The sequence below is a fragment of the Burkholderia sp. WAC0059 genome (assembly GCF_002870125.1).
Taxonomy (GTDB): Bacteria; Pseudomonadota; Gammaproteobacteria; order Burkholderiales; family Burkholderiaceae; genus Paraburkholderia.
Genome location: NZ_PNEO01000002.1, coordinates 229,882 through 245,109, shown reverse-complemented (window position 1 = coordinate 245,109; position 15,228 = coordinate 229,882). Strand labels below are relative to the sequence as shown.

Here is a 15,228-nt window from a genome sequence, read left to right as displayed (position 1 = left end):
CGTTGAGCGGACGACACATTCTTGCGTTGACGCGAAACGCGTGAAAGGGCGAACGGCCGTGCAAAGTTTGCCGGAGGCCGGCGAGGCCGTATGATGAAGTTCTGCTGCATGCCCTGCGCGGCGCTGTCATGGCGTCGCGCCCTCGCCCCGATGTCACACGAGGCCGAACGTCCGGCAAGCCGACCATGAACAAGCCCAGTGAACGCATCGTCGTCTTCGTCACGCCCGCGCAGAAACGCGCGATTGCAGCGACCGCCGACGAGCTCGGCATCAGCGTCAGCGAGCTGATGCGCCGGGCCGTCCTCGCGTTCAGCGCGACCGGCGACCAGGTGAAGGCGGCCAGCATCGTCGACCGGCTCAACGCGCCGCGCGAACCCGATACGCTGAGCCAGGTGCTGCGCAAGGCAGCGAGGCCGCTGCGCCAGGGCCGGCGGGCAGGCGCGGGACGGCCGGGCGCGGCCGGCGGCGCTCAGGAAACGACGGCGACCGGCTCGGCGCCGGAGGTCGATGCGGGCGAAACGACGCCAGACGTTTCGGAAACCGGGCCGGCTCGCTTCGACGCCCCCAACCTTGCACCGACGAATGCAGACGCTCCGGCGTCGCTTGCCGCTTCCGCGCAGGAGGATTCGGCCGGCGATGGCGGCCTTGAGAACGGTACGCCGGCAGACGGCACCGCCGCGACTCAACCGACTCGACCTTTTCCTGCCCCGCTCGCGCCGATTCTGCACACGGAACAGGGCAATTCGCAGGCGGACCGTGCCACCGTCAGACGGGTTGCCCAGGCCGTGGCGCGCCTTGGCAACGAGGCGGCCGGCCATGCGTCTTCCGGCGAGGCCGGCGCGCCGCCGACGATTCGGCCGTTCGCCCCCGAACCCTGGCCCGGCCCGACCCATCCGCCGAAACCGCGTCCCCGGTTGCGCGACGAAGAAGACGATGCCGGCGCCGGCCCTGCTCCCGAGGGCGGTTTCGCCTGAATGGCGGCGTGCGCTTTTCATCCCCGGCTTTAAGCCCGTTTTAAGGTACCCCGTGGTGTAATATCCGCGAGCAAGAAGGCGCGCCGGACCGGAATTTCCCGCCCGGCGTTATGCGGCACGGCACGATTGCCGGGCCGTCGCCTATTGCAATCGGGCCGTGCGCCCCGATATCCGCACCGCCTGTGCGACTTTTCGCGAAGCGGCGTAAGCTGACCGCAGTGAATTCGCGCGGCGACCGGGCGGATGGGCAACGGGCCCATCGGTGCCGCTCTCATTCTCGGAGGAATTCATGGCGCTTTTTGACACCATCTCGCGCACGCTCAAGGGGCTGCTCAACGACGCGGCCGAATCTGTGCAGGACCCGTCCCGCGACTCCCGTCAGATCGTGCGCGAACTCGACGACAGCCTTGCGAAGGCGGAAAACTCGCTCGTCGAAATCCAGGCGCAGGTCGCCATGCAGCAAAGCAAGCGCGACGCCGCCGCCGAAAAGGCGCGCAAGTACGAAGACGGCGCGAAGCGCGCGCTGCAGTCGGGTGACGAGGCGCTTGCGCGCGAGGCGCTCGGCGCGCAGGCGACGGCCGAGGCGGAACGCGACGCGCTCGCCGGGGAACTGGCGAAACTCGAGCCGTCCGTCGATCATCTGAAGCAGCAGATCGACGAGATGCGCCAGCGCCGCAACGACCTGAACGCGCGCTCGAACATCCTGCAGGCGAAGCAGCAGATCGCCCAGGCGAAGGACGTCGCGGCATCGGCGCTCGGGGGCATCGGCGGCAAGAATCTCTCGGGCGACTTCCAGAAGCTCGAGGACAAGGTCGACCTGCAGAACGCGCGTTCCGACGCGCGGCTCAATTCGGCCGACACGGTGAGCGGCAAGGCGCTCGACGACAAGCTCTCGGCCCTCAACAAGGGGCCGTCCGTCGACGACCGCCTCGAAGCGCTGAAAAAGCAGTTGAGCACGCCGACGCAGTAGTCGCGCGCGGCGCGGCCGAACGACGGGTGCGGCGCCTGGCTGCGCCCGTTTGCCGCACACCTCCTATCGTACCGACACGGAGACGGGCGCCCGGCGCCCGACCTGCATCATGAAAAAGTTTCTAGTCGCAGCGCTGGCGTCGCTTGCCGTCGTGTGTGGCACGGCTTTCGCGGCGCCGAGCGTGCAGCAGATCGAATCGGCCATGTCGCAGGGCGACTGGTCACGTGCGGACAGCGGCCTGCGCGAGGTGCTCGAGGCGCATCCGAACAGCGCCCACGCCCACTATCTGTATGCCCAGGTGCTCGATCGCGAGGGCCGTTATTCGGCCGCGCTCGACCAGGTCCAGCAGGCCCGCACGCTCGATCCGCAACTGCACTTCACGTCGCCGTCGCGCTTCGCCGAAGTCGAGTCGCACATCCGTGCCGACGCCGCGCGCGCAGGCGGCGGCAACCACGGCACGTCGTTCGCGCAGCCGCAAACGGCCCAGACGGCTACCGTCCTGCCGACCGCCGCATTCGGCGCCGCGCCGCAACGACACGGTCCGTCCGCGGGCGCGTGGATCGGCATCGCCATCGTGCTGGTTCTGATCGCGGCGGTGCTGCGCTGGACGCTGCGCCGCGCGCGGTCGAACGACGACGCGCGCGCGACCGAAGATCGTCACGAGCAGCTCAGGCGCGTCACCGAACTGCTCAACGCCGTGCGTTCGCTGAAGCTCGACGTGCGCCTCTCGACCGAGGCCGGACACGACGTGCTGGCGCGCGAGGCCGAAGCGCTGGAGGCACAGTTGCGGCAGGTGGCCGAGGCGCTCTCGAACAGCCCGAACCCGGTGGCGCCGTATCAGATCGAGGACCTCGAGCGCCAGGTGGACAGCCTCAAGGCCCGCGCCGAAGGCCGGCCCGACCCGAACGCGCCGCCGCACGGCGCGATCGGCAGCGATTCGGCCTATGCGCGAGAAGCCGACGCGAGCTTCGGGCGTCAGCCGCCCTACCCGCCCTATTACCCGCCGCAGGCGCCCCAGCAGGTGATCGTGCAGCAGGGCGGCGGTTTCGGTAGCGGCGTGGGCGGATTGCTGACCGGCGTGATGCTCGGCGAGGCGCTCGGCGGAGAACGCGATCGCGTGGTCGAGCGCGACGTGATCGTCGACGACAACGGCAATAACAACGTCAACGACGGCGGCCTCGACTTCGGCCAGGGCTCGAACGACTGGGACGACGGCGGCGGCGTCGACTACGGCAGCAACGACGACTCGGGCGGCGGCTGGGACAATTCCTGACCGCCCGGCGCAGCGCGGCATTCACCGTCACGGCGAGTGCCGCGCTCCGGAAATGAAGACGGGCTCGCGTGCTTCCCGGCACGTGAGCCCGCAGTTTTTTGGGCCGGCGTTCGCGCGCCGGGACCGCCCGGCTTCCCGCTCAACCGCCTCCGCCGGCGAGGCGCAGCAGGTCCCAGAGGAAACGGCAGACCATCACGATCAGCTCCCACAACTGGAGCAATTGCTGCCAGCCGAAGACGCTCAAACCACCCGATACGTGAAGCACGAGCATGACTCCGTTCCGGCCGCCGGCCGCGGTCGTCGCGCCGCGTCTATCTAGACGGCCATCGCAAGACGCCGGCGTTCGGCGCGCTGCATGAAGTGGTTGCCGACGATCACGCCGATCGTCACCACGCTGATGAAGAGCGTCGCCAGCGCGTTCATCTCCGGATTCAGGCCGAGGTGGACGCGCGAGAAGATCACGAGCGGCAGCGTCGTCGAGCCGGGCCCGGACAGGAAGGCCGACAGTACCACGTCGTCGATCGACAGCGTGAACGACAGCAGCCAGCCGGCCGCCAGCGCCTGCGAGATGAGCGGCAGCGTGATCGCGAAGAAGACCTTGAGCGGCGTCGCGCCGAGGTCGAGCGCGGCCTCCTCGATCGACGGATTCAGCTCGCGCACGCGCGACTGCACGATGATCGCCACGTACGAGATGCAGAGCATGACGTGGCCGATCCAGATCGTGACGATGCCGCGCCCGGCGGGCCAGCCGATCAGCTTGCCGAGCTCGACGAACAGCAGCAGCAGCGAAATGCCCTGGATCACCTCGGGAATCACGAGCGGCGCGTTGATCATCCCGGTGTAGAGCGTGAAGCCGCGGAACCGGCCCATGCGCGCGAGCACGAAGCCGGCCCAAGTCCCGATGACCACCGACGCGAACGCGGTCATCACGGCGATGCGCAGCGACAGCCACGCCGCGGAGATGAGTTCGTCGTCGCCGAGCAGGGCGACGTACCAGCGCGTCGAGAAACGCGTCCAGATGGTCACGAGCTCGGACTCGTTGAACGAGTACACGACGAGGCTCACGATCGGGATGTAGAGAAACGCGAACCCGAGCGTCAGCACGAGGATTTGCAGCAGACGGTTCGGCTTCATCGTCCCCGCTCCCCCAGCTCCTTCGCCTGGTAGTGCTGGAACAGCGCCATCGGCACGAGCAGCAGGAGCACCATTGCGCAGGTGACGGCCGACGCCATCGGCCAGTCGGCGTTGTCGAAGAACTCGTTCCACATGACCTGACCGATCATCAGCGTGTTCGCGCCGCCGAGCAGCTCCGGAATCACGTATTCGCCGACGGCCGGAATGAAGACGAGCAGACAGCCGGCGATGATGCCGTTCTTCGAGAGCGGCAGCGTGATCGCGAAGAACGCGCGCCACGGCTTCGCGCCGAGGTCGTAGGCGGCTTCGAGCAGCGTCAGGTCCATCTTCACGAGATGGGCGTAGAGCGGCATGACGAGAAATGGCAGATACGAGTACACCATGCCGATGTAGACGGCCGTGTTGGTGTGATAGAGCTCGATCGGCGTATGGATCAAGCCGATCGACATCAGGAAGTTGTTGAGCAGACCGTTGTTCTTGAGAATGCCGATCCAGGCGTAGACGCGAATCAGGAACGACGTCCAGAACGGCAGCATCACGCCCATCATCAGCAGGTTGCGCGTGGCCGGATTCGAGCGCGCGATGTAGTACGCCATCGGATAGCCGATCACGAGGCACAGCAGCGTCGAAATGCCGGCCACCACGATCGAGTTCAGGTAAGCCGCGAAATAGAGGCTGTCCTGGAACAGGAACGCATAGTGCGCGAGGTCGAGCGCAATGTGTAGCACGCCGTCCGCATACGACGTCAGTTCCGTGTACGGCGGGATGCCGAGTTGCTGGTCCGCGAAGCTGATCTTTACGACGAGCAGGAACGGCACGAGGAAGAACAGCACGAGCCAGAGGAACGGCCCGGCGACGACGGCCGTGCGTCCGCTCAACCCCAGCCGCCGCAGCGGCCACTGCGCGAACCGCGCGAACCGCGCGAATCTGCCCTGCGCGCTGCTCATGACGTCAGCACCACGCCGGCCGCCGCGCTCCAGCGCACGTACACTTCGTCGTTCCAGGTCGGCGTGTCGATTTCGGAGAGCGCGATGCTCGATACGCTCGCGATCACGACCTTGCCCGATTCGAGCTGGACGTGATAGAGCGAGTAGCCGCCCAGGTAGGCGATGTTTTTAACGACGCCGCGCCCCCAGTTGAACGCACCCTCGGGCGGCTTGCGCGTGAGCGCGACGCGCTCGGGCCGCACCGAGATCGTCACGGGCATGCCGAGCGGTCCCGTGATGCCGTGGTTGACGTAAAGCTGCGCGGTAAGCTCGGGCGACTCGACGAAGACGTGGTCGGGCTCGTCCTCGACCACGCGGCCTTCGAACAGATTCGTGGAGCCGATGAATTCCGCCGAGAAGCGGCTGTTCGGGTATTCGTAGACCTCGCTGGGCGTGCCGAGCTGCACGATTTCGCCTTCGCTCATGACGGCGAGCCGGCTCGCCATCGTCATCGCCTCTTCCTGGTCGTGCGTGACCATGATGCAGGTGACGCCGACCTGCTCGAGGATGTTGACGAGCTCGATCTGCGTGCGCTGGCGGATCTGCTTGTCGAGCGCGGACATCGGCTCGTCGAGCAGCAGCAGCTTCGGCCGCTTGACGAGCGAACGCGCGAGCGCGACGCGCTGCTGCTGGCCGCCCGAAAGCTGGTGCGGCTTGCGCTTCGCGAAACGCGCCATCTGCACGAGTTCGAGCGCGTCCTGTACGCGCGCCGTCAGCTCGGCCTTTTTCACGCCTTCTTGGCGCAGGCCGAAGGCGACGTTCGCCTCGACCGTCATGTGCGGGAACAGCGCGTAGGACTGGAACATCATGTTGACGGGCCGCCGGTACGGCGGCATCGTCGCAAGGTCCGTGCCGTCGATCAGGATCTTGCCCGCGGTGACGGTTTCGAGTCCCGCCAGCATGCGCAGCAGCGTGGACTTGCCGCAACCCGAGCTGCCGAGCAGCGCGAACAGTTCGCCCTTGCCGACCGACAGGTTGACGTTCTTCACGGCGGTCGTCTCGCCGAACCGCTTGACGACGTCGACGACCTGCACGAAATGGCCGTTTCCGCTGCCCGCGGCGGGGGCGCTACTCAGGGGCTGCGCGCCGGCTGCGGCCGCCGCGCTCGACTGATCACTCATGATTCTTTCGGTCCTGCCTCGCCACTGAACGGATTCTGGCGTGTTGACGAACAAAGCCCCCAGCTTGCGCCGGGGGCCCGGGAATTTCCATGGCTGGCCTTGGCCCAGCGCCCGTCAGTGCCCCGACTTGAATTCGGTCCACAGGCGCGTCTGCAGCCGCTGGATCGCGGGCGGCAGAGGCTTGAGCAGGAACAGCGTCTTGACGACGTCGGGCGGCGGGTAGACGGCCGGATCGTTGGCGATGTCCTTGTCGACGTACTGGCGGGCGGCGGCGTTCGCGCTCGGATAGTACACGGCGTTCGTGATCGCCGCGTGGACCTGCGGCGTCTCGATGTAGTTGATCCACGCCTCGGCGGCGTCCTTGTGCTGGGCGTCCTTCGGAATCACCATCACGTCGAACCAGATCGGCGCGCCGCCCTTCGGGATGTAGTAATCGATGCGGTAGGGCTTCTTCGCCTCCATCGCGCGGTGCTTCGCGATCACGACGTCGCCCGACCAGCCGTAGGCGAAGCAGATGTCGCCGCCGGCGAGATCGTTGATATAGCCCGACGAGTTGAATTCCGTGATGTACGGCCGGATTTTCTCGAGCATCGCGAGCGCGGCGCGATAGTCGGCCGGGTTCGTGCTCATCGGGTCCTTGCCCATGTAGTGCAGGGCCGCGGCGAACATCTGGTCCGGTGCGTCGAGCACCGACACGCCGCAGGTCTTGAGCTTCGAGAGGTACTCAGGCTTGAAGAGGATGTCCCAATTGTCGAGCGGGACGTTCTTGCCGAGAATCTGCTGGACCTTCGTGACGTTGTAGCCGAGCCCCGTCGTGCCGTAGGCCCAGGGCACCGCGTAGCGGTTGCCCGGATCGGCGCCGGCGACGAGCGCCATCAGTTGGGGATCGAGGTACTTGAGGTTCGGGATCTTCGACTTGTCGAGCGGCGCGAAGATGTTCGCAGCGATCTGCTTGCCCGCGTAGTTGCTCGTCGGCACGACGACGTCGTAGCCCGAGTTGCCGGCGAGCAGCTTGGCCTGGAGCGTGTCGTCGCTGTCGTAGTTGTCGTAGCGGACCTTGATGCCGGTCTGCTTCGTGAAGTTCGGGATCGTGTCCGGGGCAATGTAATCGGACCAGTTGTAGACGTTGAGCTGCGTGTCCTGCGCCATCGACGTCATCCAGGGCGCCGCGCACAGCACCAGTGCCGCTAGCCGGCCCACTACCTGTCTTTTCATCCCGTTCTCCGCTCCCGACCGGACGGCCCCGGCCGCCCCCGCCTTTTCGTCATGCCGCGTCCCGCGCGGCGCCCCCGAAAACCCGAAACCTACCATTAATCATCGCACGCGCCAAAAAAAACGCCGGACTGTCGCACAAACGGAACAGTCGTTCGCAGCGGGCGGTAAATCGCGCGCAATTCTATCGGGTTATTGGGGCATGTCCACCAAAAAAAGCTTTCGTAAAGCTTTTGCCTCCTCGCGGATCGTGGGTACGCCTGTTCCGGCGCGGCGGGACTACCGGCGGGGGCCGCCGGCGGCCGGGCGGGATCGGCTAACATTGAGGGCCCTGATCAACGCTCTTGCCCTGCGCGGCCGCACTCGATGGCATCCAATCTTCATGACCTTCCCGACAGCCCCTGCATCGGCGTCTGCTCGACGCTGTTCGACGACATCTGCAAGGGCTGCGGCCGCACGGCGCTCGAGGTGGCCAACTGGGTGTTCATGAGCGAGGACGAGAAGCGTATCGTCTGGACCCGCATCGAGCGCGACGGCACGGCCATGCGGTTCCAGCAGAATCGGGGTTGAGCCGGGACCCGCTTCGGTCGGTGAGGCCCACTTGCCGGTCCATAAAAATGGCAGGCCTCAAGCCTTTGGCGAAAATCGATTGAGAATCGAAACCTTATACGGCACCTGGGGACGGCTCTACTTTGCAGGTCGCGCTCACCTCCTCACCACGGCCACTGCCGATCCTCGTCGTCCACGTACAGGTGATCGCCGCAGCGGCGATGGCGCTCCACCACATCGGCCACGCCACGCACGCTGGTATCCACGTCGATCCCGGCCTCAACCGTGCCATTGAGCGTGCCCATGGACGTGGCGGCCCAGCCGGGATGGATGGTCAACACGGTGTGTCCCTGCTCGCGGATGTCAGCGTAAATGCCCCGCGCGAGGATGTTCAGGGCCGCCTTGCTCGCCCGATACAGCTCCTCCAGTCCGCCCTCGGCGTTGGCGGCAACACTGCCGCGATGGGGCGACATGAAGGCCAGCGTACCGGGAGTCTTCAACTGGCCGGGCAGGTTCCGGGCCAGTCGGATCGAGCCGAAAGCAACCTGGAAAGACCGGCTTTCCAAGAGCCTCATAGGGGTCACTAGCAGGGAAGTAGGGTCAAGCTTCGGAAGCGCCAGCCTATATTGAACGCACCTAAGCCATTGATAGACCTGCAGTATCGGGCTGTGGAGCAATACGGCGAAGTTCGGTGCCGGAGTCAGCCTGGAATAAAAAACGCCGGTCGCCCGGCGTTTTTGCTGTATCGCGGTTAGGCCCTTGCGACTAGAACTTCATACCCACGCCGACGCCGAAGATCCACGGATCGATGTTCAGCCGGCCGATCGGCTGTCCGTCCAGCGTGGCATCCGTGTGCATCCAGATCTTCTTGAGGTCGACGTTGACGAACAGGTTCCTCGCGACCTGGACGTCGAAACCGGCCTGCAGCGCCGGCCCGAAGCTGTGGTTGTTGATCGACACGCCCTGACCTTCGGCTTCGAGACCGTTGTTGTAGAACAGCGTGTAGTTGACGCCCGCGCCGATATAGGGGCGCACCCTGCCGGCATGGTTGAAGTGATACTGGAGCAGCAGCGTGGGCGGCAGCACGCCGACGCCGCCGAGGTGGCCGAGACTCGACGTGACCTGCTGGCGCGAGGTGCCGAGAATCAGCTCGACGCCGATGTTGTCGAGCACCATGTAGGTGAAGTCGAGTTCGGGCACGATCGCGTTGTTGACGCTCGTGTTGAGCGCGGCCAGCGTGCCGGTGCTGTCGACGTCGGGCATGATGCTGATGGCGCGCAACCGTACCAGCCAGTCGCCCTTATAAATGCCGCCGTTCGGCACGCCCGGCGAGGCGCTCGTGCCGCTGGCCGCGGTGGGGGGCGCGGCGGCTGGAGCGGCAGTATCCGTAATTGCTTGCGCCGAGGCCTGCATCGGAACCAGGGCGGAGCCCAAGGCCAGCGCCGCCGCCGTGGCGGCGGCGAACCGTAACCGTACTCTCTGCGACATGGTATTCCCCTTCTTTTTTTAACTGCGGTTGGCGAAGCCCGCGAACCCGGCCGCGGGCTGTTGTATAGCCATGACGCCGGCCGTCACTTCAGCGAGAAGGCGGCCCGATGCGGCACTGCCGGCCGGGCGACGCCCGTCAGCAGCAATTCGAGCAGGTCGCGCACGCTGCGGATCGCGTTGCCGAACGGCAGCGCCTCACGGCCCCGGAAGAACAGACCGTTGGCCACGTCGCCGCGCAGCGCAGCCGAGAGTCGCGTGTCGATGCAGAAGTGGCCGAACTTTTCGATGCCGTCGCGAAGGCCGCACAGCGACAGGCATTCGAGCGCCGTCGGGCAGGCCATCCTGATCGAACCGATCTTGGCCCGGATGCGCGATTCGTTACGCAGATAGCGGACGAGCCACGGCGTCTTGACGGCGCGCGCGGGCAACCCCGTCACGCTGACGAATTCGACGATGTCCTCGGGCTGCGCATTGGCGAGCACGCGCTTGAAGTTCGGATGCGCGTCACCCTCTTCCGTGACGGCGAAAGGCGTGCCGACCTGGACGCCGTTCGCGCCGGCGTTCAGCCAGTGGCCGACCGCCTCATGGCTGTTGATGCCGCCCGCGACGATGAGCGGCACGTCGTGGCGCGACAGCCCGAGCGAGGAATAGACGGGGTCGAGGTCGGCGAAGATCCGGTCGAAGGCAAAGCGCCCGTCGCCCATTTCGTCGAGGCTCGTCACGCCGAGGTGGCCGCCCGCGTGGGCCGGGTGCTCGAGCACGAGCGCGTCGGGCAGGCGCCCCTTCTTCATCCATTTTCTGAGCACGAGCGACACGCCGCGCGCGTCGGACAGAATCGGGATCAGGGCGATGTCGCAGCCGGCCGTCAGGTCGGGCAGATCGAGCGGCAGGCCGGCGCCCATCACGATCGCGTCGGCACCCTGCTCGCAGGCAACGCGTACGTAGTCCGCATGGGCGCTGACCGCTTTCATCACGTTGACGGCAATCATGCCGTTGCCGCGGCTCAAATTCCGCGCCGCGGCAATTTCCCGTTCGAGCGCGATCAGGTTGGCCTGTTCGAGCGTGGTGCGACAGGGATCGGCCCGGCAGCGCTCGACGAGATCCGCATGATGATGGCGCAGGTCGATGCTTGCGATCGTCCCGAGCGCCCCTTCCCGCGCGACGCTACCGGCCAGCCGGTGGGCCGATATGCCGACACCCATGCCCCCCTGAACGACAGGCAATAGTGAGCGGCCGCGAATTCGCAGGGGCGTAAACGAATGAGACGGAAACATCATGAGCCGCATCCTCGGTGATAAAACCTCGATGGTCTCGCGCCCCTGGCAATCTATATTGATAAATATCAGTAAATATCGTCGTGTTCAGTCAAGAGAAACCCTGAATCGCAATGCCCTCCCCCGGATATGGGCCTACCCGCCTGGCCGGCAGTGCCCTGCGTGATTTTCTGGTGATGTCCCCGTTCCACCCTGCTCGCCAGGGATAACGGAGATTAATCGAGGTCGATTCGTCGGGCGATTGCCCCGATCCAGGATGCATTGCAATCGAAGCGCGGCTCATGCGGCGGCGCAGCAGCCCGGTAGCCCGGCCGGAGAACCTATGCTGACATTAGGTGACGCGAAGACATTATGCAAATAGCTACAACGTGCGGCGGCGCATTGGCCGGCCGTATTCGGAGCGACCGATATCGTGCCGGGCAATAAAAAAGCCGATCGTTAAAAGATCGGCTATGGGTTTAAACGGCCGGTTTATCGGGATGTCGGTGAGCTGTCAATGCCTCGCGCATGCCTCCATTATCGTGCTGCCCGAATTTGAGAAAGGACAGAACGGAATAGCGGTCGCGTCGTGGGCCGGCCCAGCCACAAGAACCACCTCAAGCATCTCCGGTGACACATGCATCTGCGCGCCGAAGACCTGGTTTATTACCGGTATTCGTCTATTTCGATTGCTCCGCCCATCGACTCCATCATGGCCTTGATGTCGTTGGGTATGTCCGGTACGCGGTCTCCTTTTTCGTTGTCCCAATAGCAGAAGAAGCGCATTCGTGCGCCTGTGCACTCGATGAGCCCCCGCAGATCTGACCGGGGAAGTGCCAGGCGCCCGATCAGATAGCGAAGGTGAGGCTCCAGGCTATCGCTTCGAATGCTGCCCTTACTTTTAATACCCCACACCCCGGTACGGCCTGGACTACGGCTCAGACGTCCCGAGGGGGTCATAAACGGTTGCCCCTTGACGATCGAAGTGTCCGGCGTAACGCTGAAATACGAGGTCCAGAATTCGGCGTCCAGCCGGTCCCCATAGATCGAAAATGACGCGTGCGCCAGTGGGTGTGCATTCATCGATTGCGGGTCAATTTGCATAGTCGTGCATGTTACCGATGATGTTGCTTTTGAATTCCACGTCTCCGTTGTCGTGCCAGATAACATTGTCGTTGCCATGCAGATTCATGGTCGTACTTCATGGCGTGAACCATGTCTCCGAACGCATCACGGTCATAGCCCAGCATTTTGGCTGCGTAGTTCGGGTTGCGCGTGCTGGCGGCAAGTTCTTCGGAAACGTTGTTGAGTTCGTTGCTGGGCTGATACTCGAACGGCTGTGTCCCGCCAGGCCGCATTGAGCCGTCGCTGGAGAATCCCTCGTCTGCGGCATGGTTGCCACTGGCGTTGTTATCTGAACCGATGCCGGACACGGCACCAGTAGCGGCCTCTGCTACACCGAGCCAACTAAACTTGCCGTCGTCGTTTCCGGCACTTTCGATCGCAGACAGTAGCCCGGCGTAAGGCACGACCTGTACTGCCGAAGTACCACCACCGTTTGATGATGGCCAACAGAGCGGCGCGGGCGTCGGGCGGAACGTGCGGGTGCAATCGACCCAACCGTGACGGGTAACGATCGGCACAAGCTGGCCATCGTCCATCGCCCGCAGAAAGATGCGCTTGATCCCATCGTTATCGGTCGGCATGTCCTATTGCGACAGGCGCATTTCTTCGCGCATGAAGGACAGGACATCGCTCAGTTCCGAATGGATCAGTGAGCCGAAGTCAAAACGAGGCTCGTAATACACGGCGAAATCTTGCCGGTCCTTACCGCGCTGCCGCTCCTCTTCCTTCTCGACGGCGCGGCGTTTCTCCCAAGGTACGTCCCTGATTTTCTCCCGGGCGTCATTACGGTACCGGTGGGTCGTCATCAACATGCATTGCCAGCCGAAGAACTTGAGCGGGACATAAAGCGTGTTGTACATCGGCTTCGTTCCGCGACTGTCGGAACGGGCATCGTAATAGGGAGGATTGGGCCACGCAGGCTGTATCTGCCCGTAATTTGATCTTTCATAACGAGTTCTCCTGCGATGCCGTAGCGGGTCAACAGCACGCCGCCCACGCAGAAAGTAGACCGGAGGAGCGCTACACCGATACTGCCCATTGCAGCAGCGACAGAAAATCAGGGGTCCTGTTCGCGAGCCTATGCGGCAGCCGGGAATCGGCCTTGCCCAGGTCAGGGCAATTGAACGCGAGCGTCTGCGGCGATGAGCCGAAAGGGCGACGGCGCGCTACCGGCTGACTGGCGGGCGATCATCGCTTCACCAGCGGGGATAGCGGATACGAAAGCCCGCCGGATCTGCCCGCCACGTCGTCTGTTACGTGGCCGATCATGGCGTTATAACCGTCTGCCGGAAATACCCGCGAACCGTGCAAGGCGATTGACGAAGTTGCGGGAATCCCGCCATTGTTCCAGCGGGACACCTCTGCGGTGGAACAATGGGACCACTTGAATGGGTGTCCGGGAACCAGTCGAGGCGCTTACTGCACGCCCTGGCTCGCGAGAAAATCCTCGTAGCTGCCGCCGAAATCGTTCAGCGTGCCGTCGGTGCGCACCTCGATGATCCGGTTCGCGAGACCGTTCACGAACTCGCGGTCGTGGGACACGAAGATCAGCGTGCCGTCGTATTTCTCCAGCGCGATCTGCAGCGACTCGATCGACTCCATGTCCATGTGGTTGGTCGGTTCGTCCATGAGCAGCACGTTGTGGCGGCCGAGCATCAGCTTGCCCCAGATCATGCGGCCCTTTTCGCCGCCGGAGAGCACCTTCACCGACTTGCGGATGTCGTCGGCGTTAAAGAGGAGCCGGCCGAGCGTGCCGCGCACGGACTGCTCGTCGTCGCCCTCCTTGCGGTACTGGTCGATCCACTCCATCAGCGTGACGTTGCCGGGAAACTCCTCGTAGGTGTCCTGCGGCATGTAGCCAATGTTCGCGTTCTCGGCCCACTTGATCGAGCCGCCGTCGAGCGTCAGGTTGCCGTGGAGCGCGCGCAGCAGCGTGGTCTTGCCCGCGCCGTTCTCGCCGATGATGGCGATGCGCTCGCCCGGCTGCACGCTGATGCTGAATTTGTCGAAGATCGCGCGGTCGTAGCGCTTCGTGATCTCCTCGGCGACGACGACGATGTTGTGCAGCTTCTTCTCGTACTCGAAGCGAATGAACGGGTTTTGCCGCGACGACGGCTTGAATTCCTCGATCTTGATCTTGTCGATCATCTTCAGGCGGCTCGTGGCCTGGCGCGCCTTCGACTTGTTCGCCGAGAAGCGGCGCACGAAGTCCTGCAAGTCGGCCACGCGCTCTTTCGCCTTCGCGTTCGCGGCCTGCTGGCGCTCGCGGGCCTGGGTGCTCGCCAGCATGTAGTCGTCGTAGTTGCCCGGCCAGATTTTCAGCGTGCCGTAGTCCATGTCCGCCATGTGCGTGCAGACCTGGTTCAGGAAGTGCCGGTCGTGGGAGATGATGATCATCGTCGAGTTGTACTCGTTGAGGACGTCTTCCAGCCAGCGGATCGAGTTGATGTCGAGGTTGTTGGTCGGCTCGTCGAGCAGCAGCACGTCCGGCTTCGAGAAGAGCGCCTGCGCAAGCAGCACGCGCAGCTTCCAGCCCGGCGCGACGTTGCTCATCGGCCCGTTGTGCAGATCGCCCGCGATGCCGATGCCGAGCAGCAGCTCGCCCGCGCGCGCCTCGGCCGTGTAGCCGTCGTACTCGGCGAACTTCGCCTCGAGCTCGGCCGCCTGCATGTAGTCGTCGTCGGTGGCCTCGGGGTTGGCGTAGATCGCGTCGCGCTCGGTCATCGCCGCCCACATCTCGGTGTGGCCCATCATCACGACGTCGAGCACGCGCACATCTTCGTACGCGAACTGGTCCTGGCGCAGCTTGCCGAGCCGGACGTTCGGCTCGAGCATCACGGTGCCCGCGGTCGACTCCAGGTCGCCGCCGAGAATCTTCATGAAGGTCGACTTGCCGCAGCCGTTCGCGCCGATCAGGCCGTAACGGTTGCCCTCGCCGAATTTGACCGAGATGTTCTCGAAGAGGGGCTTCGGCCCGAATTGCATGGTGATGTTGGCGGTAGACAGCACGGCGCGTCCCTGGAAACGTAGATCGATGAAAAACTTGCAATTTTAGCAGGTCGAGGCGGCTGACGCCCCGGCTTGCCGCGCGGGCGGCTTTGCCCCGGGGCGGTCAGCAAACGGGATGCCCCGCCCCTACTTTG

At 64.6% G+C, this 15,228-nt stretch carries 16 protein-coding genes; 4 read left to right on the top strand and 12 right to left on the bottom strand.

What is annotated here, in order from left to right:
• Nucleotides 1-185 precede the first annotated feature (185 nt).
• From CY652_RS24735 to CY652_RS03050, 3 genes are all read left to right on the top strand, one after another.
• A complete protein-coding gene (locus CY652_RS24735) occupies nucleotides 186-974 on the top strand; it encodes a plasmid mobilization protein (RefSeq protein WP_258002168.1) in 789 nt (262 codons plus the stop codon).
• A gap of 289 nt (nucleotides 975-1,263) precedes the next feature.
• Nucleotides 1,264-1,944: a PspA/IM30 family protein gene (locus tag CY652_RS03055; protein ID WP_102129210.1), complete on the top strand. Its 681-nt coding sequence runs from the start codon at nucleotides 1,264-1,266 to the stop codon at nucleotides 1,942-1,944.
• Nucleotides 1,945-2,053: 109 nt separating this feature from the next.
• Complete coding sequence (locus CY652_RS03050; RefSeq protein ID WP_102129209.1) at nucleotides 2,054-3,217, top strand: tetratricopeptide repeat protein; 1,164 nt, start codon at nucleotides 2,054-2,056, stop codon at nucleotides 3,215-3,217.
• A gap of 139 nt (nucleotides 3,218-3,356) precedes the next feature.
• Here the strand turns inward: CY652_RS03050 and CY652_RS24730 are convergent, their stop codons facing one another.
• From CY652_RS24730 to CY652_RS03030, 5 genes are all read right to left on the bottom strand, one after another.
• Nucleotides 3,357-3,488: a hypothetical protein gene (locus tag CY652_RS24730; protein WP_258002167.1), complete on the bottom strand. Its 132-nt coding sequence runs from the start codon at nucleotides 3,486-3,488 to the stop codon at nucleotides 3,357-3,359.
• A gap of 44 nt (nucleotides 3,489-3,532) precedes the next feature.
• Complete coding sequence (locus tag CY652_RS03045) at nucleotides 3,533-4,351, bottom strand: ABC transporter permease subunit (RefSeq protein ID WP_102129208.1); 819 nt, start codon at nucleotides 4,349-4,351, stop codon at nucleotides 3,533-3,535.
• Complete coding sequence (locus tag CY652_RS03040; RefSeq protein ID WP_102129207.1) at nucleotides 4,348-5,298, bottom strand: ABC transporter permease subunit; 951 nt, start codon at nucleotides 5,296-5,298, stop codon at nucleotides 4,348-4,350. The genes CY652_RS03045 and CY652_RS03040 overlap by 4 nt, the downstream gene beginning before the upstream one ends.
• Nucleotides 5,295-6,458 carry an ABC transporter ATP-binding protein gene (locus tag CY652_RS03035; protein WP_102129206.1) on the bottom strand — a complete coding sequence of 388 codons (1,164 nt, stop codon included), beginning with the start codon at nucleotides 6,456-6,458 and terminating at the stop codon, nucleotides 5,295-5,297. Before CY652_RS03035 ends, CY652_RS03040 begins: the two co-directional genes overlap by 4 nt.
• A gap of 114 nt (nucleotides 6,459-6,572) precedes the next feature.
• Nucleotides 6,573-7,673: a polyamine ABC transporter substrate-binding protein gene (locus tag CY652_RS03030; RefSeq protein ID WP_102129348.1), complete on the bottom strand. Its 1,101-nt coding sequence runs from the start codon at nucleotides 7,671-7,673 to the stop codon at nucleotides 6,573-6,575.
• A 363-nt stretch (nucleotides 7,674-8,036) separates the two neighbouring features.
• Between CY652_RS03030 and CY652_RS03025 the strand changes: the two genes are divergently transcribed.
• Complete coding sequence (locus tag CY652_RS03025) at nucleotides 8,037-8,240, top strand: DUF1289 domain-containing protein (protein WP_102129205.1); 204 nt, start codon at nucleotides 8,037-8,039, stop codon at nucleotides 8,238-8,240.
• A gap of 143 nt (nucleotides 8,241-8,383) precedes the next feature.
• Here CY652_RS03025 and CY652_RS03020 read toward each other — a convergent pair whose 3' ends face one another.
• From CY652_RS03020 to CY652_RS02995, 7 genes are all read right to left on the bottom strand, one after another.
• Nucleotides 8,384-8,794: a hypothetical protein gene (locus CY652_RS03020; RefSeq protein ID WP_146010013.1), complete on the bottom strand. Its 411-nt coding sequence runs from the start codon at nucleotides 8,792-8,794 to the stop codon at nucleotides 8,384-8,386.
• Nucleotides 8,795-8,984: 190 nt separating this feature from the next.
• Entirely contained in the window at nucleotides 8,985-9,632 is a 648-nt protein-coding gene (locus CY652_RS03015; RefSeq protein ID WP_102129203.1) for an OmpW/AlkL family protein, read from the bottom strand.
• Nucleotides 9,633-9,790: 158 nt separating this feature from the next.
• On the bottom strand, nucleotides 9,791-10,981 hold the full coding sequence (locus CY652_RS03010) for an NAD(P)H-dependent flavin oxidoreductase (RefSeq protein WP_102129347.1): 1,191 nt from the start codon (nucleotides 10,979-10,981) through the stop codon (nucleotides 9,791-9,793).
• Nucleotides 10,982-11,626: 645 nt separating this feature from the next.
• A complete protein-coding gene (locus CY652_RS03005) occupies nucleotides 11,627-12,064 on the bottom strand; it encodes a DUF4279 domain-containing protein (RefSeq protein WP_258002165.1) in 438 nt (145 codons plus the stop codon).
• An 11-nt stretch (nucleotides 12,065-12,075) separates the two neighbouring features.
• Nucleotides 12,076-12,666 carry a hypothetical protein gene (locus CY652_RS24345; protein WP_180970396.1) on the bottom strand — a complete coding sequence of 197 codons (591 nt, stop codon included), beginning with the start codon at nucleotides 12,664-12,666 and terminating at the stop codon, nucleotides 12,076-12,078.
• Between the two features lie 3 nt (nucleotides 12,667-12,669).
• A complete protein-coding gene (locus CY652_RS03000; RefSeq protein WP_102129202.1) occupies nucleotides 12,670-12,945 on the bottom strand; it encodes a hypothetical protein in 276 nt (91 codons plus the stop codon).
• A gap of 556 nt (nucleotides 12,946-13,501) precedes the next feature.
• The gene (locus CY652_RS02995) at nucleotides 13,502-15,094 is read right to left on the bottom strand and encodes an ABC-F family ATPase (protein WP_102129201.1); all 1,593 of its coding nucleotides are present in this window, start codon (nucleotides 15,092-15,094) and stop codon (nucleotides 13,502-13,504) included.
• Nucleotides 15,095-15,228 lie beyond the last annotated feature (134 nt).